Below are 19,789 nucleotides of genomic sequence, written 5' to 3'. Positions count from 1 at the left end.
TCAGCCGCCGGCGCCTGGATTGAGTGGGTCCCTGTCGATGGAGTTTAGGGTTTGGCCAGCAGGTCTTCCCGGGCCAGGATCTTGTCGCTCTCCTCAGCCGCGGCCTTCAGGAAAGCATCGATCGCGGCGTCGTTGCCGGCCAGCGATTTGTCGGTGAACGCCTTCTCCAGCCGCGCCGCGAGCCGGGTGAGGATTTCGCTGGCAGGGCTGATCGCCGGGACCGTGAAGAAAACGTGGCCGGGCGGCGTGTTGACGAAGGCGTCGAGCTGCGGGATTTTCTTGAGCACGGCGGAGTAGTCGAGGCCTTTGCGGTTCGGGACCCAGGCCGTGTTCTCGAGCAGCCAGAGCAGATTTTCCGGCTCGTTGGCCTTTTGCACGAAATCCCAGGCGATCTGGCTCTTGGGTCCCTTGTTCGGCACGTAGAGATCGACCGGGACCATCAGCGTGCCCTTGGGCAGTGGAGCCGTGGCGTATTTGAGATTGGGCGCCTTCTTGGCGACGTCGCCGATCACCCAGGATTCCCGGATGAACATCGCGGTCTGGCCGAGCTCGAAGGCCTCCGCATCCGCCTTCATCTCGGGCGTCACGGTACGGTAGACCACGACGTTGTCGAGATACTGCTTGAGTGCGGCGCGGCCGGCTGCGTTCGCATAGGCGGCGCGCCATTTTCCGCCCTTCTCCTCGAGCAGCGTCCCGCCGTGATTATAGAGAATGGTCCAGTACTTCTCCGCGATGCCCGAGCCGCCGCCGCTGAGACGCAAGCTCCATCCGCTCACCGTCGGCACGCCGGAGGCATCGCGCTGCGCGAGCTTCTGCGCATAAGCGGTGTAGTCGGCCATGGTCTTGGGCGGACCGTCGAGGCCAGCCTTGGCGAACATCTCGGTGTTGTAGAACAGCGCGCCCTGCCCCTGGAATAACGGCACACCGAAGATCTTGCCCTCGTACATGGCGGTCTTCACGCGCGTCATGTCGTAATTGGCTTTGACGAAATCGACGATCGACGCCGGCGGCTCCGGGATGAGGCCGGCCTCGAGATACCGTGCCGCCTCGACCTCCATCTCGATGACGTCCCCGGCCGCGCCTGATGGAAGCGACAGTGCCAACCGCTTCTCGTGCTCGCGGAGCGCAATGGCCTCAACGCTGATTTCGAGATCCGGGTATTTGCTCTTCAGCTGGTCGCCGACGCGCTTGTAGAACGGGGCCAGATCAGGCCACCCGCTCCAGATGGTCAGCTTCTCCGCCGAAGCAGGAGACGCAAACGCCGGCACGGCGACAGCGAGCGCCAGCGACAGCGCGGCCGACATCCATGACCGACGCCCCGAATTCGCCGGGCGAATGTTGTCCTCGGAACGCGTGATGTAGCCGAACCTGCCGACGGGTCTCATCATGAGGGTCATTCTCGCAATACAGAATGGGACAAATCCTGCGAAAAAGCTCGCATGCAACCGGTTGCGTGTCAATTGCGATCCGTTGCCGCTTTCGAAGGCCTTTGATGAAATCGTCAGCGGCCTCGCCGCTTCGCTGGCGCCGGCCCGGTCGAGGCGCGAATGACGAGATGGGAATTCAGCTTGTGGCGAATCTCGCCCGACACGCCGCCATTCATCTGGCTGAGCAGCAGACCGACTGCGACATCGCCTGCATCGGCGCAGCGCGCCGACACGGTGGTGAGCGGCGGATAGGTGGTTTCGCCGAGGACGTCGTCGCAGCCGACGACACTGAACGATTTGGGCACCTCGACATCGAGCGCAGCCAACCCTGCCATCAAGCCTTGAGCGACAAGGTCATCGAACGCGATCGCCGCGGTGACGCCGCTCGCGACGATCTGCGTCGCCGCCACACGGCCGGTGTCATAGGAGGGTGGACGCGCGGGCACGGCGATCACCTTGAGCCCGCGCTTCTCCGCCTCGCGCCGGACGGCATTGCGCCGTTGCTGGTTCGACCACGACGTCGTGGGGCCGCTGACATAGGCGATGTGCCGGTGCCCCAGCTCGGCCAGATGTGCGATCGCAGCCGCCACACCCGGCGCGGTGTCGATCAGGACCCGCGTAATGCCTTCGATATCGCGATTGATGAGCACCAGCGGCCGGCGCGTCGCATGACGGCGGATACGCTCTTCGTCCAGGCGCGACGAGGCAAGGACAAGTCCCTCCACCTGGCCGATGAAGCGGCCGACCAGCAACTCCTCACGCGCGGGATCCTCGTCCGAATTGCCGAGGAAGACGCACAGCCCGGCCTGGTCGGCGCGCAGTTGCGCCGCCCTGATCAGCGGTGGAAAGAACGGGTTCGCGACATCCGAGACGATGAGCGCGACGTTGCCGTGGCGTCCGGTCGAAAGCGCACGCGCGACCTGGTTCGGCACATAACCGAGCTTGCCCGCGACTTCCTTGACGCGCCGGACGGTCTCCTCGGTCAGCATCTCCGGCCGCGAGAAGGCGCGCGATACGGTGGCACGCGAAACCCCGGAGGCCTTCGCGACCTGACTGATCGTCGGCACGACCGATGGACGTCCCTCCCCACCGCTATCGGAATCGCGCTTCACCGCAGGCCGCCTCCTCTGCATCGCCTTCACCTAGACATGCCCCGGCCGGGCCCGGGGCGCAAGCTTGACATGCAACCGGTTGCATCACATTCTCTCCGCTCGAGGGTAAAGTGCAGGCCCGGCAGACCATGGATGAGCATGACGGCTTCGGTGACTCCCTCAATCGCGACGTTTAAAACGCGGGATGCGATGGGCCGGGCGGCCGCTGCGGACGTCGCTGCTGCGCTCCGCGACCACCTCGGACGGCAGAGTAACGTGCGGATGATCTTCGCGGCGGCACCGAGCCAGGCGGAGATGCTGGATGCCCTTGCTCGCGAGCGCGATATCGACTGGCGGCGCGTCACAGCCTTCCACATGGACGAATATCTCGGACTTCCCGCGGATGCGCCGGAGCGCTTCGGGGCTTGGCTGACGCGTCACTTGTTCTCGCGCATCGCTTTCGGCGCGGTTCACCTGATCGGGCAGGAGCCGGATCCGGAGCGAGAAGCAGCACGCTATGCGGCCCTTCTCGGCGAAGCCCCGATCGACATCATCTGCCTGGGAATCGGCGTGAACGGTCACCTCGCCTTCAATGACCCGCCGGTCGCCGATCTGCACGACACCAAGTCGGTCAAGATCGTCGAGCTCGACGCAGTGTGCCGGCAGCAGCAGGTTGACGATGAGTGCTTCCCGACGCTCGGAGATGTTCCGGCACATGCAATCACGCTGACGATTCCCCGGCTCCTGGATGCCGACCGGCTGTTTTGCGTCGTGCCCGGCGCGTCCAAACGCGCCGCCGTCGAACGATCGCTATACGGTCCGATCGGGACCGAGTGCCCGGCGAGCGCGCTCCGCACGCACCCACGTTGCGCGCTGTATCTCGACCAGGATTCCACGCCGCCGCAGCTCTCACTGACCCCGGTACGCGCATGACAGATCCGGCAACGCGCGTTTCGGGCCGCGATCCGGAGACCGGACAGAATCGCACCATCGTCATTCAGGACGGCCGGATCACGGACATCGTTCCCGGCGGTGACGATGACGGGCTGTGGCTGTCGCTCGGCCTGTTCGATCTGCAATTGAACGGCTTTGCGGGCTACGATCTCAATGGCCGCCCTGATCTCCGGACGGTCCGCGATCTCGTCGCGGCCGTCCACAACAGCGGGGTGTCGCGTTTTGCCCCTACGCTCATCACGGCATCGCATGATGCGATCATCGATGCATTGCGCGCCATTGCACAGGCGCGTGACAGCGATCCGTTTCTCAAGCACGCAATGCCCTTCGTGCATGTCGAAGGCCCGCACATCGCGCCAGAAGATGGTCCGCGCGGTGCGCATCCGGCCGAACATGTCAGGCCGCCTGATCTCGACGAGTTCGACGCGTGGCAGGCGGCCTGCGGAAACCTTGTCGGCCTCGTGACGTTGTCGCCGCATTGGCCGGAAACGGACGCCTATGTGCGCGGCCTTCATGCGCGCGGCGTCCGTGTTGCCCTCGGCCATACAAACGCCGCACCGGATCAGATCTCCGCCGCCGTCGCGGCGGGCGCAATATTGTCGACGCATCTTGGCAACGGCATCGCCGCCACGCTGCCGCGACATCCCAACCCGATCTGGTCGCAACTGGCCGAGGACGGGCTGTGGGCGAGCTTCATCGCCGATGGCCATCACCTTCCCCGCGAGACCTTCAAGGCCATGCTGCGCGCAAAGGGGCTGGAGCGAGCGATCCTGGTGTCGGATGCCGCCGCGCTCGCGGGTTGCACACCCGGAATCTACGACGCGCCGATCGGCGGCAAGGTCGAGTTGAAGGCGAACGGCCGGCTGGAAGTCGTCGGCACATCCTTTCTGGCGGGCGCAGCCGTCAGCCTCGTGTTCGGAGTAGCCACGGCAAGACGCATGGCCGGATTGACCCTGGCAGAGGCGCTGAGGCTCGCAACGGTCAATCCGCGTATCCCGTTCAACCTTCCTGCGCTGACGGTGGGTGCGCCGGCCGATCTGCTGCGCTTCCATCTCGGCGAGGATGAATCTCTCGTGCCCGAGACGGTCTATGTCGCGGGTCGTCCTTATCGCTGCAACTCTTGAGGACTGAGACATGAACCGGCTTCGCATCGGGTTGATCGGTCCGGGAGCGATCGGCGAAACACACGCGCGGGCAATACGGGCGCTCGACGATACCGTCTTGTCCGCGATCGCCGGCGGCACGCCTGTGCAGATTGCTGCGTGCATGAATGGCGAGGACGTTCCGGCATTCGCGACCACCGAGGCGATGCTCGCGAATGCCGGGATCGACGCGGTCGTGGTCTGCACCCCGAGCGGCGCGCATCATGACGTCGCGCTTGCTGCGATCGAGGCGGGGCGGCACGTGCTGGTCGAAAAGCCACTCTGCGTCGATCCGATTGAGGCTGCGTCACTGGTCCGCGCCGCCGAGCGCTCGCAGCTGACCTGTGGCGTGGTTTCGCAGCGCCGTCTCGAACCGCAGCACCAGGCGATCAAGACCCAGCTCGACACTGGCCGGCTCGGACAGCCGCGCCTGATCGAGGCGGCGATCCATTGGTACCGCTCCGACGCCTACTACGCGGAGAAGCCGTGGCGCAGCGAAGCGGAGCATGGCGGCGGCTCGCTGTTCAATCAGGGCGTTCACAATCTCGACCTGATGCTCTGGCTGTTCGGAGCCGTCGACAGCGTTCAAGGCAAGACGACGACGCTCGGACACGCACACGCCGTCGAGGACACGACGGCGGCGCTGCTGTCTTTCGCATCCGGCACGCTCGGCGTGATCGTGACGAGTACGGCGCTGCCTCCGGGACGGCCGGCCATGCTTCGACTGTTCACCGATCGCGGCAGTTGCGAGCTCGCAAACGACAGCATCGTGCGCTGGGATTTTGCTGATGTTGCCGAGCCGCCAAGCGCGGCCGGGGTTGGGAGCGCCGCGAGCGATCCCAAGGCGATCGGGATCGAAGGACATATCGCGCAATGGCGCGACTTCGTTCAATCCGTCCGGGAGCGACGGCCGCCTGCGAGCACGTTCAGGGATGGATTCGAGGCTGCGAGACTGGTTGACGCCATCTATCGCTCGGCTTCCGAAGGTCGCGCCGTCAGCCCCAATGAGATCGCAGCGGAGGCCATTCATGCCAGCTAGCTCCGAGATGCTCGACATCGCCATCATCGGCGCAGCCCACCCGCATGTCGAATACGTACTGTCAGAGATCGCTGTCAGAACCGACGTCAGGGTCGTGGCCGTCGCCGATCATGACCCAGCGCGGCGCACCGAGCTCGAACGACGTACGAAGACGCCCGGCTACGCCGACCCGAATGCGCTTCTGGATGCGCATCGGGTTCGGGCCGCAGCAGTCTTCACCGAATTCGGTCTTCGCGCTCCAATCCTCGTCGAACTTTTACGCCGCGGCATCTTCGCGATCGCCGACAAGCCCATGGCTGTGACCCTGGCCCAGCTTGCGCTTATCGAGGAGACGCTCGCCGGGCGCAATTTGCTCACTCTTCTGCTCGAGAAGCGGTTTTATCCGGTCACGCTCGCACTCCGATCCGTGATCGACAGCGGCCAACTTGGAGACATTGTATCCATCACTGCAACCGGGCCGCACAAGCTGGTCCCAAGCCGACGTCCAGCGTGGATGTTCGAACCATCAACTTATGGCGGCATCCTCGCTGACCTCACGGTCCACGATATTGATCTGGCCCTTTGGTTGACGGGATACACCAGCGGCACGATCAGCGGCTGGATTTCGTCGACCCCGGCTGCCGGCACGACGAACTTTCCCGCGCTGGGGCGTGCTATTCTCGCCTGCGATGGCGGACCGGAATTCGCGATCGAAGTTGACTGGATCCAGCCCGAAGCATCGCCACGGCACGGCGACTATGCCATGCGGATCTCCGGGACAAAGGGTCGTGCTGACGTTCTGTTCGCGGAAAATCGACTGCTCGTCGAGACGGCGACGAGACCCCGGCGCGAAATCGACCTGCCCGTGGGCGCCTCGCCCGCCAGCTTCGTCTTTGATCATCTCGCCCGCGGCGAGACCTTGCAGATTGCGGCAAACGAGGCCCTGCGCGCCACGCGTATCGCAATACTTGCTCAGGAGAGTGCGGCCAACGGCGGAAAGCCGATGCGATGGAGTTAACACCTACCCCGCTACCCTGGATCACAGCCAAGCAGGATCTTCGCTACCTGCGCGGGGAATAGCCACGGCGCGTCTGTCGGAATGACGACCGTAACAAACCCCTAAGCTATTGAAAGGCTTGGTGGGCGCACCAGGGCTCGAACCTGGGACCCGCTGATTAAGAGCCAGCTGCGGTTTCAGGATAATCAATGACTTGCCGGTCGCATCCCAGGCTCATGCGGCTGAGAATGGGCGTCCGTCGGACGATCATAATCCGTCATTGCGCTGCCGCTCAGCCAGGTGTGCCGAGCTCAACGTTGTATCGTCGAATTCGGGAGATCAACGTCGTGCTTTCGAGCCTCGGGCCGCTGGAAGGAAATGCTTGGATGCTCCTGGAGCGGGTCTGCCCAAGTCCGGACCTTGACAGCACCGCTGTCGCTCCAGCGAAAATCGCGGCATTTCCAACGGGAGAACGCGTTGTCGCTGATCGCTTGCGAGGCGGCGACTCGCATTGAAAGCTCCATCAAGGATTGACGAGCTTCCTGCGAACGGCGTAGCGGACGAGCTCGGCCGTCGATGACATTCTGAGCTTGCGCATCGCTGACGCGCGGTGGGTCTCGACGGTCTTTACGCTCAGCTTCAGGATGACGCCGATCGACTTGTTGGTGTGTCCCTCTGCAATAAGCTGGACAACGCCCTGCTCGCGCGCGGTGAGCAGCATATCGGACGTATTTTGCTTGCCGGCCTGGTATTCGTGGAGCAACTTCTCCAACAGAACGCCCGTGAAGTAAGGTCTGCCATCGAGCAAGGCCTCGATCGCGAAGATCAGGTGCCTACTGGCGTCCGATTTGAACAGGAAGCCGCGAACGCCAGCCAGGATGGCTTCAGTCAGCAATTCCTCATTCTCGTGCATCGTCAGGATCAATACTTCGGTGCGCAGGTGCATCGACTTGAGGCGGCGGCTGACCTCAAGTCCGTTCATCAGCGGCATCGAATAGTCGGCTATCACGACGTCCGGACGCGTCTCCACCGCCACGGCCACAGCCTGCTCGCCGTTGGTCGCCTCTCCGCTGACGATCCAGTCTGAGCGGGTCTCAACGATCGCTCGGAGCCCGGAACGTACGACTTCATGATCATCCGCAATCACGATGCGTTTCACGGCGTCGTTCCCGTATGCGGGCCCAAAACCTGTCGGGCAATGGATGGAGATTTCCAGCAGTCAAGTGTGCCAATCTACCGATTATCCTTCAATGGGTTATCCTGCAAAACCCTGATATCTCCGGGCGGATGTACCAAACATCGGCGTTTCCAATCAGACAAGGACGGGCCTTGCCCGCGCGCAGCCCAAATCGGACCGCTACACGATCATCGTCGATCAGCCTTCATTTCGTGGAGGGAACTCCGGGAACCGACGGACAGAGACTGCCTGCCCTCGGGGTCCCTGATCTCCGTCATTCCGTGCACACGCTGGCTTATGATTTCAGTGACGCGCGCCGGCTGCGCCTTTTGGTCATGAGACCATGCGGGAACACCGCGCACAGCGTCGTGCCGGAATGTCGCGGTGCAAGATCGGACCGGATCTCGAACGTGCCCCCAAGCTGCTTAAGTCTCGCTCTCATGGCGGGAATGCCGACACCGGGCGATATCGCACCGTTGCCACGTTTTGTGTGATCGACCGGAAAACCGCGCCCGTTGTCGCTGATCGTCAGATGGAAGTGCCCCTCGATCGCCTCGACGACGATTCTGACCTCCGTCGCCTTCGCGTGGCGGAATATGTTCGTGAGCGCCTCCTGAATGACCCGCAGCACCGAGAGCTGGCTCGCGTAAGGTAGCTTATCGACGGCGGCGGGTATCCTCGTGCTCACCCGCAACGACGTACGTGCACCAAACCCCAAGGCATGCTGCTCGATCGTCGCCTTGAGTCCTCGGTCCGTCAGATCCTGGGGGTGGAGCAGATAGGTCAGGGAACGGATTTCCTTGAGTGCCGCGTCGATCGACGCGTCGATATCATCGCAAAGCCGCTCGACGCCGCGCGGGTTATCGAGGCAAGTGCGGACACGCATCACACCAAGACTGGCGGCAACCAGCTCCTGGCATGTCGAATCATGAAGCTCCGATGCGATCCGCTGGTGGATGTCCTCGCGGATGGACATCAGGCTGACGTCCCCGTGAAGGAAAGCAGCCTCTTCAGTCACACAGTCGAGCCCCTCCTTGTGGAGTAACCGATGACCGCCAATCAACCGGGCCGCATTGCCGGCCATGGGATGGAGGATCGGAACAACGGTTGTCTCGACATCCCGCAGCAAGCCGCCGAGCATCAGACTGTGCTGGATTTTGGCCTCGGTTCCTTCCGCAAGACATGCCTGGAGGATTTCACAGAGACGCTCGGCGTCTTCCTTGCCAAGACATTCGAAGACGTCCAGCTCTCGGACCTCCTGCTGCGACATTCCAAGGAGAGCCTCGAAGGCCTGATTGATTGCCTCGTACACGAAGCGCCCGCCACGTGAGGGGCGGACCGCGAAAAGGAGCTCTTCGGAGTGTGTCCAATATGAGCGATCGCCAATTGCGTCCTGGCCAATCAGGTGATCGTCGATAAAGGGACGCGCCGGCTCGCAAGCAGGAGAACTGTGTGGCTTCACGGTACGCACCCAACTTTCCGGGTCGTTTTCGAGGTCGAACTCAACGCTCAATCTCGAAAGCTCCCCTCTCCAGTCGTCCCAGCATCGATCGCCGGACTACAGGAAACGCCCTAGGGGATAGATCGGATTATACGCTCGATCTTACCCTCAGCCAGCAGGTTGTATTCTCCGAGGACCAAAACCTCGCATGACTGGCATGAATTCCGGCATATGACTATGCAGTTCGTGCCACGTAAATATGGCGGCGGCACCCAAGGCGCGACGATACGGGATGCAGCGCACAGTGGTGGGATTGTGAGCCATTTCGATTTTACGCACCCCTCCCTATCCTGAGATCGCTTTTTGCGCTGCAGGATGATGTTGAGCCGACCGAGCGCGATGCAACTGCGCTGCGGTACAACCGAAATGGCACAATCTCGCCGAAAATTTCGACCTTCGATGGAGCCGGCTTGCGATCGCTGAAATCAAGCGCAAAACTCGATGTGCCCTGAACGTGCCAACAGGAGGCTTGCGTGCGAACATTCCGAGCGCTTTGTGGCGTTGCATCAATCGCAATATTTGCCGGTCCGTCTTTGGCGCAGACACCCGCCAGTCAGGAGCAGAAACCTTCCATGGAAGAGTTGATGCGCCGTCTCGATGCGCTGCAAGCCCGCGCAACAGAAGGTGACAAGCTGATCAGCGCGCTGCGCCGTCGCGTCGACGAACTCGAAACGCGCGATAAGCATTCGAAGTCCCAAGCCGCCACCGCACGTCGTGACGTCGTCGCACCGACCGCCGGGCAAAAGCCGCCTGCGATTCCGGTTGCGTCGACTGAGCCGCGAATGACTGCGAGTGCTGCGGTCCCTCCACAAGCCGCGGCGGCGCCCATTCCGGGCCTGCGTCCGCCCGAACCGATGGGCAGTCAGTTCGACGGCGAAGGCGAGGACGCGCTGCGTTCCGATCTCCCGGGCTTGTCCTTGCGCATCCCGGGTTCGCAGTCCGAGGTGCGATTCTACGGTTTCGCGAACGTCAATGGCTACCACGACTTCAATGGCCGCAATCAGTCCGATGCGCCGACAGTGCAAACCATTCCGCTTTCCGGAAGCCCCGCCGACATCCAGGGAGGCGATACCGGATTGTCCGCCCGGTTCAGCCGCATCGGTATGGATACGCGCACGGCGACCGCCTGGGGCACTCTGGAGACCCGCTTTGAAGGCGACTTCGGCGGGGGCACGGCAACCTCACCCAATGCGGTCTTTCGGCTCCGTCAGGCCTGGGGCGAGGTCGGCAGCGAACAGTTTCGTGTCCTGGTCGGCTGGGCGAACAGCCTGTGGAACGAGGGCGTCTATGAAACCGTGAACTTCTCGACCAATCTCAACCAGTCATTCGTGCGCCAGGCGCAGGTTCGGGCGACCGCGACATTGGCTCCGGGATTGACCGGGCACGTTTCGATCGAGATGCCGGATACGCAGTACACGTCCGCGGCAGGCGTATTCACGCAGATCAGCACCCCGGCTGGCTTTGGTGGATTGAGTCCGTCATTTGCCTCCGTGCCCGATCTACTCGGCCGGCTCGAATACCGGAACGATGGCCTGGGCCTCGACCTGCGCGGCCTGCTGCGCGATCTCACCATCCGCACGGCTGGTACGGCGGCGGCGCCGCCAGCGGTCGAGCGCAATACCGCCGGTTGGGGTGTCGCAGGTAGCGGTCGCTTCCCAATGCGATGGCTGTCACCAGCTTTCGGTCCGGACGAGCTGGTTGGCATGGCCTATTACGGCCAAGGCATCGGGCGCTATTTCGGCGCCAATACCTTCGGCCAGGATGCGCTGTCCAACATCGGCCTACCCGGCGTTGTCGATCCCAGCCTCGACGCCCTGCCGACCTATGGCGCGAGCGCAGGCTACCGCCGCTTCTGGACACCGCAATTACGCAGCAATTTCGTCTACTCCTACGCATGGCAGCAATATCCGTCCTATGCGCAATTGTTCGTGCCGGGATCTGTCTCGGCGACGTCGTTGAACAGCACCATGCAGCAGGGGATCTTCAATTTGATCTGGAGCCCGTTCGCCGAGCTTCGTGGCAACAGCGTCGGGACCGGATGGCTCGACGTCGGTCTTGAATATGTCTACTCCCATCGGGACGTGTACGGCGGCACCGCAGCAACAGCCCCGGTCAGCACCGGCTCTGGTACCGCCAATCGCATCCTTGGCTCGGCCACTGTGCGGTTCTGAAGACAGCCTTGTTGCTTCGCAGGCAGACATGGAAGCCTTGCTGACACAGACGTTCGTTCGGGTCGGTAATTGCCCCGGAACAATCTAGGCGCATTCGGTATTCAGCCGGATTTTGAAGCGCCTTATTGATTGTTCGTAAGGCAGCGTGTGAACGGACAGATCGCGAAAGGATGAGCAATCCTCTCCCGAGAGGCCTCCGTGCCTCCATGGTCCTTTCAGATCGTCGCCGCACTCGCGGCGATGGCGCTGGCATCTTCGTCAGAGGAGTAGCGGGGTCGTCGCGTTGATTACGAGATCAGCGGTTTCGAGCGCGCATTGGCGTCCGATCCTTCCTCGCTGTTCTCATAGCATGGATCATCATGGTACCAGCGCCGCTCCAGCCGTCGCTAATGGAGCGGGAGGATTTCCGACATGAGCGCGCGCAGTGACGCCACGAACACGCCGCCATCGAAGACGATGACGCAAAGAGCCCTCGACACTGTCGAACGTGTCGGAAACAGCGTCCCGCACCCGGTCGTGATATTTCTGATCCTCATCGCCATCGTGTTGGTTCTGTCTCACTTACTCTACATGTTGGGGGCAAGCGTCACCTATCAGGCCATCAATCCGGATACTCACAAGATCGAGACCGCGACCTCTGCCGCCAATAGCCTGCTGACGGCGGATGGAATTCGTCATATTTACACCCGGCTCGTGCCAAACCTCATGGGTTTCACCGCGGTTGGGCTGCTGATCGTCGCCATGATGGGCGTCGGCGTCGCCGAGGAAGCCGGCCTGGTCAACGCGTTGATCAGAAAACTCGTGGCCGTCTCTCCGAGCTGGGCACTCGTTTACATCGTCGCGTTCGTCGGCATCTTGTCCAGCATTGCCGCAGACGCCGGCTATGTGGTGTTGATCCCGTTGGCCGGCGCCGCCTTCTTGAGCGTTGGCCGGCATCCTCTCGCCGGGCTCGCTGTGGGATTTGCCGCAGTCGCCGGTGCATTCACCGTGAACATGATCATCAAGCCGCTTGATGCCGTTCTGACGGAAATCACCAACGACGCAATCCACATGGTCAACCCCACCACGTCGCTGGATCTGACCGCCAACGTCTCGTTCTCGATCGCCTCCGTTGTTGTCCTGACCATCGTCATCGCGCTCATCAACAACCGGATCATCGAGCCACGGCTGGGCGCTTACCAGGCCGAGAAGGCCGCCAACACTCAGCCGGAGGCGAACGGAGGGCAGCTTTCCGCCGACGAGTCGCGTGGGCTGAGGTACAGCGGCTTTGCGCTGCTCGGGGTCGTGATCCTGTTCCTTCTGTTAACGGTTCCGTCGGGCGCGCCCCTGCGCAATCCGACGACGGGCGTCCTGATCGGCAACTCACCATTCATGAACGGCCTGATCGGGGTCATCATGGTGCTGTTCCTTGCAACCGGGATTGCATACGGCATCGGCGCGAGAACGGTGAATAGCTCCGCGGCCGTCATCGCGGCCATGACCAAGGCGGTGGCTTCGCTGAGCGGCACCATCCTCCTCTTCGTCGTCATCAGCCAGTTCGTCGATTACTTCAACTATAGCAACATTCCAACGTTGATGGCCCTGACGATGGCCGATGTCTTGAAGAGCGCGAATATCGGCACGCTGTGGCTGCTGGTTGGCTTCATCATTGTCGTCATGATCCTGGACTTCGTGTTCACGCCGGCGATCGCCAAATGGGCCATCTTCGCGCCGGTCTTCGTGCCGGTGTTCGTACAGCTTAACGTCGATCCCGCGGCCGTCCTGGCCGCCTACCGCGTCGGCGACTCGCCGATCAACGCGATTACCCCGCTCAATGCCTACTTTGCCATGGTGGTCGGATTTGCCCAGATTTACGACAAGAAAGCGGGCGTCGGGACGGTTGTCGCGCTGATGTTGCCGTACACTCTCTGGATAGCCATCATTTGGACCGTGCTGTTCGTTGTCTGGTACCTGCTGGGCTTGCCTTGGGGATTGTGAGGCGCAAGGCAGCCCTAACCCGGAAAAACCCCGAGATGTCCGGGTAAATGGCCTGATTGTTCACCAAGGAAAATCAACGTTAGATGACGGTCCGTTGGGCCTCGTTAAAGGCAGTGAACGAAAACGGCGAGTGAGGAGCGTTTGACCCGACACATGTCGGGGCTCCCTCGGTGCTTCTCATTATGGAGGCTTGGAACGCGCAATGAATGCGAACGCCGATGCCGACAACAACTATTCCTACGTATCAACCGGACACCTGCCGGCCGAAGCGGAAGTCATCTCGCTGATCGACGAGGTGTACGCGCGCTACAAATCAAATACGGACGGCAAGAACTCTCAAGTATATCCCGCTCTCGCCGAAGTGCCGAGCGACTTGTTCGGCGTTTGCGTGGTCGGCACCAACGGCGCGGTGTACGCCGTAGGGGCGGCCGAATACGATTTCTCCATCATGAGCGTTTCCAAGCCGTTCATCTTTGCATTGGTCTGTCAGGCCCTCGGCGCGGCGCAGGCACGTCAGAAGCTTGGAGCGAACGCGACCGGCCTTCCGTTCAACTCGCTCGCTGCCGTCGAACGAAGTCCCGATGGCCGCACAAATCCCATGGTGAATGCGGGCGCGATTGCAACGACAAGCCTCGTACCGGGAACGACGGCTGATGCGAAATGGAAGTTCATCTACGACGGATTGTCACAGTTCGCCGGACGTCCGCTTGCGCTTAACGACGAGGTTTATGCCTCGGCGACGGAGACCAACTTCCGAAACCAGAGCATCGCCCGCCTGCTCCAGAGTTTCGAACGGATTTACTGTGATCCGGCAGAGGCGACAGATCTCTACACCAGACAATGCGCGCTGAATGTGAGTGCCAAGGATCTGGCGGTGATGGGTGCGACTTTGGCGGACGGTGGCGTGAACCCCATCACGAAAGTGCGCGTGGTCGATCCGTCGGTCTGCCACTACGCACTGGCCGTCATGACGACTGCCGGAATGTACGAGACATCAGGCGATTGGCTTTACGATGTCGGGCTACCGGGCAAGAGCGGCATCGGCGGCGGGATCGTCACAGTCTCCCCCGGAAAGGGCGGTCTGGGGACCTTTGCGCCGCCGCTTGACAGCGCCGGAAACAGCGTCAAGGGACAGCTTGTAGCGAAGTATCTGTCGCAGCGGCTGGGCATGGATTTATTCATGTCCAACCCGGAAGCGTAGGTTTGCAATTGTCGGAGATTCAGCCCGCACTGACTGCGGCTGAACTCCAGAAAAAATGACAGGGGACACGCCATGACGATGGCATCTGCGACGACGGTTCACTCCGTTGAAGAAGAGAATGCATCCTGGGTGCCGATGATCACCATCGCCCTTGGCCAGATGATCATGTCTTTCAACGTCGCCTCCTTACCGGTTGCGCTGGGAGGGATGGTCAACAGTTTTGGCGTTCCGCCCACGACTGTCGCCACCGGTATCGTGGCTTATTCGATGCTTGTTGCCGGCTTCGTCATGCTCGGTGCGAAGCTGACACAGCGCTACGGGGCGACGCACGTATTCCGCGTTGCCGTGACCGTGTTCGGCGCCGCGCAGGTGTTGATGACTTTCAGTCCAAACGCGGATCTCATGATTACTGCGCAGTCCTTGTCCGGCGCGGCTGGTGCGGTGATCGTACCGTCGTTGGTCGCGCTTATCGCGGAAAACTACAAGGGGCGGCAGCAGGCAACAGCCGTTGGTGCATTGGGTTCCGCGCGCGCCGCTGCGGGCGTTCTGGCGTTTGTCATCGGCGGTACTCTAGGCACATTCATCGGATGGCGTCCTGCGTTCGGGATTCTGATCGCCGTGTCGGCTGTGGTTTTCCTTTTGAGCTTTCGTCTCAAGCCCGATGAGGCGCGTCCGGAGGTCCGGATCGATTTCGTAGGCGTCATTCTCGCTGCCGCAGCCATCATTCTGATCAGCTTCGGTTTCAACAACCTCAATCGGTGGGGGCTGGGATTGGCGGGGCCCAATGCGCCATTCGACCTCTTTGGCGTATCTCCCGCCCCGATCATGATCGTGATGGGTATCGTGCTCGGTCAGGGTTTTCTGAGTTGGACCCACAGACAGCAGGCTGCGGGGAAGACGCCGCTTCTAGCGCTCGAGGTGATCGACTCCCCGCAGGAGCGGGCGGCGGTGTATGCGATGTTTGCTGTCGTAGCGCTGGAAGCGATGCTCAATTTCTCGGTTCCATTATACATCCAGATCGTGCAGGGGCGCACGCCGCTGGCGACAACAATCGCCATGATGCCCTTCAACCTCACCGTCTTCTTCGCTGCGATGCTGATCGTGCGGTTCTATGGTCGGTTCACGCCGAGGCAGATCGGACGCTATGGCTTCATACTCTGCACTGTGGCGCTCCTTTGGCTCGCCTTTGTCGTGAGGAATGATTGGAGCGCCGTCCCGGTTCTCCTTGGGCTCGTGGTTTTCGGCATTGGACAGGGATCGCTGGTCACACTGCTGTTCAACGTGCTGGTCACGGCTTCGCCGAAAGAGCTCGCGGGCGACGTCGGCTCGCTGCGCGGCACGACCAACAATCTCGCCGCGGCCGTCGGCACAGCGGTGGCCGGGGCACTCCTCGTCGGCCTATTAAGCGCGGCTGTTTTGCGGACCATCGCCGAAAATCCAAAATTGCCGCCTGAGATACAGGCGCAGCTGGACCTGGATAACATCACCTTCATCAGCAATGACCGGCTGCAGAGCGTGATGGAGCAAACCACGGCCTCTCCGGCTCAAGTGGCGGAAGCGGTGCGCGTCAACACTGTCGTGCGATTGCGCGCTTTGAAAATTGGCCTCATCATCATGGCTGGCGTTGCCTTGCTTGCGATTTTCCCGGCAGGGAAGCTGCCCAACTTCCTGCCAGGCGAAATTCCCGACCCGGCGCCGCGTAAGTACGGAAGGAACGAATAGCAATCGTAACCTCCTGGCAAGAAACAGCGTTTGCTACGACGGACAATGTGGCGATCGCGCCCGCGTACTGACCAACGGCTCAGAAGACCCTCCGGAGGGCTCCATGACCAAGCTCGATGATGTCCTGTCCAACGTCGACGCAAATCTCGATGCGGCTCTCGAGCGTCTGTTCGCGATCCTGCGCATCAAGTCGATTTCGACCGATCCGGCTTACAAGGCCGAATGTACGGCCAATGCCGAATGGCACGTGGCCGACCTCAAGAGCATTGGCTTCGACGCCTCGGTGCGCCCGACACCGGGGCACCCGATGGTCGTGGCGCATGACCGCAGCGTGCCCGGTCCCTCGGCACTGTTCTACGGCCATTACGATGTGCAGCCGGTCGATCCGCTCGAGCTCTGGGAGCGCGATCCCTTTGACCCGTCTATCCAGACGATGCCCGATGGCGCGAAGATCATCACGGGCCGCGGCGCCGCGGACGACAAAGGCCAACTCATGGCCTTTGTCGAGGCCTGCCGCGCCTGGAAGGCGGTCACCGGCAAACTGCCGATTCCGGTTTCGATCCTGCTGGAGGGCGAAGAGGAATCCGGTGGCGTGAACCTGCCGGGCTTTCTCGATGCCCATGCCGCGGAGCTGCGCGCAGATATCGGCCTGATCTGCGACACCAACATGTGGGACCACGAGACGCCGGCGATCCAGACTATGCTGCGCGGACTCTGCGGTGAAGAGGTCATCATACACGCCGCCGACCGCGACCTGCACTCGGGCTTCTATGGTTCGGCCGCGGCCAATCCGAACCGCATCCTCGCCCGCATCCTCTCTGACCTGCACGACGACAACGGACGCGTCACGCTGCGCGGCTTCTATGACGGCGTACCGGAACTTCCCAAGGCGCTGCGCGAGCAATGGGACAGCCTGAACTTCAGCGCAAAGTCCTTCCTCGGCGGCATCGGGCTTTCGATTCCCGCCGGCGAGAAGGGCCGCGACGCGCTGGAGATGGTCTGGTCGCGCCCGACCTGCGAAATCAACGGCATGGGCGGCGGCTACCAGGGGGCCGGATTCAAGACCGTGATTCCCGCCATGGCATCGGCAAAGGTGTCTTTCCGCCTGGTTTTCGATCAGGACCCCCATGCCATCCGCAAAGCCTTCCGGGAGCATGTGCATGCACGCGTCCCGGCCGATTGCCGTGTGGAATTCCTGGAGCATGGCGCGGGTCAGGCGATCCGCTTCCCAATCGAGGCCCCGGCCTTCGGCAAGGCGCGCGACGCACTGACGGCCGAATGGGGCAAGCCCGCAGTCTTCATCGGCGGTGGCGGCTCCATTCCCGTGACCCATCAGCTCAAACAATCGCTGGGCATGGACGTGGTGCTTGCGGGCTTCGGCCTCGAGGATGACCGCATCCACAGCCCGAACGAGAAGTACAATCTCAAGAGCTTCCATAAGGGCATCCGCTCCTGGGCACGTATTCTGGAAGCGCTGTCGCGGTAGAGCGGCACGGGCACGCAGCGCTGGCTCTAGGCCAGACCGCCCTCGCGAGGTGCGATGACGCCGCATATACTCATTACCTTCGCCATCATCGCCACGATGGTGCTGCTGTTCGTCTCGAACCGGGTGCCGGTCGCGGTCGTGGCGCTAAGTGCGACACTCGTGCTTTACGCGACCGGCATTCTGGAGCTCTCCGAGGCGCTGGCAGGCTTCGGCGACACCACGATACTCTTCATTGCTTCGCTCTTCGTGGTGAGTGCCAGCCTGGATTCGTCCGGCGTCACCACGTGGGCAGGCCAGGTGCTGATCCGTTACGCCGGCGAAAGCCGGACACGCCTGTTGGTGCTGTCGATGTTGCTCGTGGCCTTTCTCACGGCGCTGATCGGCTCGGGTGGCGCAGTGGCTGCCCTGCTGCCCGTGCTGGTGATCGTCTCCGTCCGGCTCAAGCGTCCGCCTGCGCAACTCATGATGCCTCTCGCCTTCGCCTCCTATTCGGGTTCGATGCTGGTACTGACCGGAAGCCTTGTGAACGTGCTGCTTTCCGACGCGGCAAGCGATGTCGGCCTCGCGCCCTTCGGCTTTTTCGAGATGACGGTGATCGGCGTACCACTCCTGGCCGGTACCGTGGCCATTGTAGTTCTTTTCGGCGAGAGGCTGCTGCCGGTGCGCCCCAGCCGGGAGATGCCCGAGGATCTGAGCCATCATTCGCGCATGCTGACCGAGCAATATAAGCTGTTTGACCGGGTGTACCAGCTTGAGATCACTGCCGCCTCGCCCTATCTCGGCACGTTGCAGGCAGTGCTGGAATCGCGGCTCGAGCGCGAGAACCACCCGGAGCTCAGCTTCATCGCTATTCAGCCGCGCCGCCAGAACAGCATCTCGTGGCAGCATTCCCTCGTCGAGGGCGATCGACTCATCATGCGCGGTGAACAGGCGGCAATGGACGCCTTCGCCGAGCAGCATGGCCTGACGCCCTGCCAGGAGACGATCGGCAAAATGCGGGAGGCACTGTTCAACGATAGCCATGGCTTTTCCGAGGTGGTGCTGCCGCCCCGCTCTCGTCTGATCGGTGAGACCGTCTTCCCCGGCATGGTCACCGAAAGTGGCGATCTGATTATCCTGGGCGTTCAACGCGGCGGCGAGAATCTCGGACCGGGCGAAACCGTTCTTGCGGCGGGTGACACGCTGTTGCTGCAAGGCCGTTGGGAAGCGCTTGAGGAGTACGGGCGAGATCCCAACGTGCTCGTCGTTGCTGCCCCTGACATGATCCGCAGCCAGGCCAGGCCCCTGGGCACCGGCTCCATACGCGCCATTGTCATTCTCGCTGTCATGGTTACGCTGCTAGCGACGGGCGTCGTGCCAAGAGTCGTCGCTGGATTGGCGGCGGCCTGCGCGGTGATCCTGTTGCGCGTACTCAAGATCGAACGAGCCTATCGGGCGATCAACTGGAACGTGCTGATCATGGTCGCTTCGCTGATCCCGCTCTCGACCGCCATGTACAAGACGGGTGCAGCCTATCTCATCGCAGATACACTCGTTGCCATTGTCGGCAATGCGAGCCCGTACGCGCTGCTGGCGGGGCTGTTTTTGCTCACGGCGCTAATCGGCCAGTTGATCAGCAGCACGGCGACGACACTCATCGTCATTCCGATAGCGATTGCCTCCGCGGAAGCCGTCGGTGTCTCGCCGCGCACCGGGCTGGTGACTGTGGCGGTGGCTGCGGCCGCTTCCTTCCTTACGCCAATCGCCGCCTCAGCGAGCCTCATGGTGCAGGGCCCCGGCGGCTATCGATTTGGCGATTTCTGGAGGATGGGTCTACCGTTGCTGCTCTGGTTCTTCCTGGTAGGCACGTTTCTCGTGCCCATCTTCTGGCCATTCGCAGGATGAGCAGTTTGCGCAGGATGATTGGTTTGCGTCTTAACCGACCG

The 19,789-nt window shown here is 62.1% G+C and carries 14 protein-coding genes; 10 read left to right on the top strand and 4 right to left on the bottom strand.

Annotated features, from left to right (window positions below; all coding sequences use genetic code 11):
* Window positions 1–44: 44 nt before the first annotated feature.
* Window positions 45–1,388, bottom strand: a complete 1,344-nt coding sequence (locus CT676_RS07325; protein WP_135214222.1) for an extracellular solute-binding protein — start codon at window positions 1,386–1,388, stop codon at window positions 45–47.
* Window positions 1,389–1,501: 113 nt separating this feature from the next.
* Window positions 1,502–2,539: a LacI family DNA-binding transcriptional regulator gene (locus CT676_RS07320; RefSeq protein WP_135214221.1), complete on the bottom strand. Its 1,038-nt coding sequence runs from the start codon at window positions 2,537–2,539 to the stop codon at window positions 1,502–1,504.
* Window positions 2,540–2,608: 69 nt separating this feature from the next.
* On the opposite strand from CT676_RS07320, the gene CT676_RS07315 reads away from it, so the two are divergent.
* Genes CT676_RS07315 through CT676_RS07300 form a run of 4 tightly spaced genes read left to right on the top strand, consistent with a single transcriptional unit; the run spans window position 2,609 to window position 6,650 of the window.
* The gene (locus tag CT676_RS07315) at window positions 2,609–3,451 is read left to right on the top strand and encodes a glucosamine-6-phosphate deaminase (RefSeq protein WP_244623089.1); all 843 of its coding nucleotides are present in this window, start codon (window positions 2,609–2,611) and stop codon (window positions 3,449–3,451) included.
* Window positions 3,448–4,596, top strand: a complete 1,149-nt coding sequence (locus CT676_RS07310; protein WP_135214220.1) for an amidohydrolase family protein — start codon at window positions 3,448–3,450, stop codon at window positions 4,594–4,596. Before CT676_RS07315 ends, CT676_RS07310 begins: the two co-directional genes overlap by 4 nt.
* Before the next feature lie 10 nt (window positions 4,597–4,606).
* Entirely contained in the window at window positions 4,607–5,653 is a 1,047-nt protein-coding gene (locus tag CT676_RS07305; protein WP_135214219.1) for a Gfo/Idh/MocA family oxidoreductase, read from the top strand.
* Entirely contained in the window at window positions 5,643–6,650 is a 1,008-nt protein-coding gene (locus CT676_RS07300; RefSeq protein WP_135214218.1) for a Gfo/Idh/MocA family oxidoreductase, read from the top strand. Before CT676_RS07305 ends, CT676_RS07300 begins: the two co-directional genes overlap by 11 nt.
* 502 nt (window positions 6,651–7,152) lie before the next feature.
* Here the strand turns inward: CT676_RS07300 and CT676_RS07295 are convergent.
* Both CT676_RS07295 and CT676_RS07290 read right to left on the bottom strand, forming a co-directional pair.
* The gene (locus CT676_RS07295) at window positions 7,153–7,788 is read right to left on the bottom strand and encodes a response regulator transcription factor (protein ID WP_028152046.1); all 636 of its coding nucleotides are present in this window, start codon (window positions 7,786–7,788) and stop codon (window positions 7,153–7,155) included.
* A gap of 313 nt (window positions 7,789–8,101) precedes the next feature.
* Entirely contained in the window at window positions 8,102–9,319 is a 1,218-nt protein-coding gene (locus tag CT676_RS07290; protein WP_244623088.1) for an ATP-binding protein, read from the bottom strand.
* 560 nt (window positions 9,320–9,879) lie between these two features.
* Between CT676_RS07290 and CT676_RS07285 the strand changes: the two genes are divergently transcribed.
* The 6 genes from CT676_RS07285 (at window position 9,880) to CT676_RS07260 (ending at window position 19,748) form a co-directional block, all read left to right on the top strand.
* Entirely contained in the window at window positions 9,880–11,478 is a 1,599-nt protein-coding gene (locus tag CT676_RS07285) for a DcaP family trimeric outer membrane transporter (protein ID WP_135214217.1), read from the top strand.
* Between the two features lie 411 nt (window positions 11,479–11,889).
* Window positions 11,890–13,455, top strand: a complete 1,566-nt coding sequence (locus CT676_RS07280) for an AbgT family transporter (protein WP_135214216.1) — start codon at window positions 11,890–11,892, stop codon at window positions 13,453–13,455.
* Between the two features lie 202 nt (window positions 13,456–13,657).
* On the top strand, window positions 13,658–14,656 hold the full coding sequence (gene glsA / locus CT676_RS07275; RefSeq protein WP_135214215.1) for a glutaminase A: 999 nt from the start codon (window positions 13,658–13,660) through the stop codon (window positions 14,654–14,656).
* Window positions 14,657–14,728: 72 nt separating this feature from the next.
* Complete coding sequence (locus tag CT676_RS07270; protein ID WP_244623086.1) at window positions 14,729–16,378, top strand: MFS transporter; 1,650 nt, start codon at window positions 14,729–14,731, stop codon at window positions 16,376–16,378.
* A gap of 103 nt (window positions 16,379–16,481) precedes the next feature.
* Window positions 16,482–17,864, top strand: a complete 1,383-nt coding sequence (locus tag CT676_RS07265; protein WP_135214214.1) for a M20/M25/M40 family metallo-hydrolase — start codon at window positions 16,482–16,484, stop codon at window positions 17,862–17,864.
* Between the two features lie 54 nt (window positions 17,865–17,918).
* Entirely contained in the window at window positions 17,919–19,748 is a 1,830-nt protein-coding gene (locus CT676_RS07260; RefSeq protein ID WP_135214213.1) for an SLC13 family permease, read from the top strand.
* Window positions 19,749–19,789 lie beyond the last annotated feature (41 nt).

Origin of the sequence: Bradyrhizobium sp. MOS001 (assembly GCF_004634465.1) — a bacterium.
In the GTDB taxonomy this organism is placed as follows: domain Bacteria; phylum Pseudomonadota; class Alphaproteobacteria; order Rhizobiales; family Xanthobacteraceae; genus Bradyrhizobium; species Bradyrhizobium barranii.
The sequence above is the reverse complement of the archived record's forward strand: the minus strand, read 5'-3'. Positions and strand labels throughout refer to the sequence as shown.

Bases quoted from the DNA above. Each gene is read 5' to 3' on its own strand.
- CT676_RS07325 (WP_135214222.1), bottom strand. From the start codon at position 1,388: ATGATGAGACCCGTCGGCAGGTTCGGCTACATCACGCGTTCCGAGGAC.
- CT676_RS07315 (WP_244623089.1), top strand. From the start codon at position 2,609: ATGCAACCGGTTGCATCACATTCTCTCCGCTCGAGGGTAAAGTGCAGG.
- CT676_RS07310 (WP_135214220.1), top strand. From the start codon at position 3,448: ATGACAGATCCGGCAACGCGCGTTTCGGGCCGCGATCCGGAGACCGGA.
- CT676_RS07305 (WP_135214219.1), top strand. From the start codon at position 4,607: ATGAACCGGCTTCGCATCGGGTTGATCGGTCCGGGAGCGATCGGCGAA.
- CT676_RS07300 (WP_135214218.1), top strand. From the start codon at position 5,643: ATGCCAGCTAGCTCCGAGATGCTCGACATCGCCATCATCGGCGCAGCC.
- CT676_RS07285 (WP_135214217.1), top strand. From the start codon at position 9,880: ATGGAAGAGTTGATGCGCCGTCTCGATGCGCTGCAAGCCCGCGCAACA.
- CT676_RS07280 (WP_135214216.1), top strand. From the start codon at position 11,890: ATGAGCGCGCGCAGTGACGCCACGAACACGCCGCCATCGAAGACGATG.
- glsA (WP_135214215.1), top strand. From the start codon at position 13,658: ATGAATGCGAACGCCGATGCCGACAACAACTATTCCTACGTATCAACC.
- CT676_RS07270 (WP_244623086.1), top strand. From the start codon at position 14,729: ATGACGATGGCATCTGCGACGACGGTTCACTCCGTTGAAGAAGAGAAT.
- CT676_RS07265 (WP_135214214.1), top strand. From the start codon at position 16,482: ATGACCAAGCTCGATGATGTCCTGTCCAACGTCGACGCAAATCTCGAT.
- CT676_RS07260 (WP_135214213.1), top strand. From the start codon at position 17,919: ATGACGCCGCATATACTCATTACCTTCGCCATCATCGCCACGATGGTG.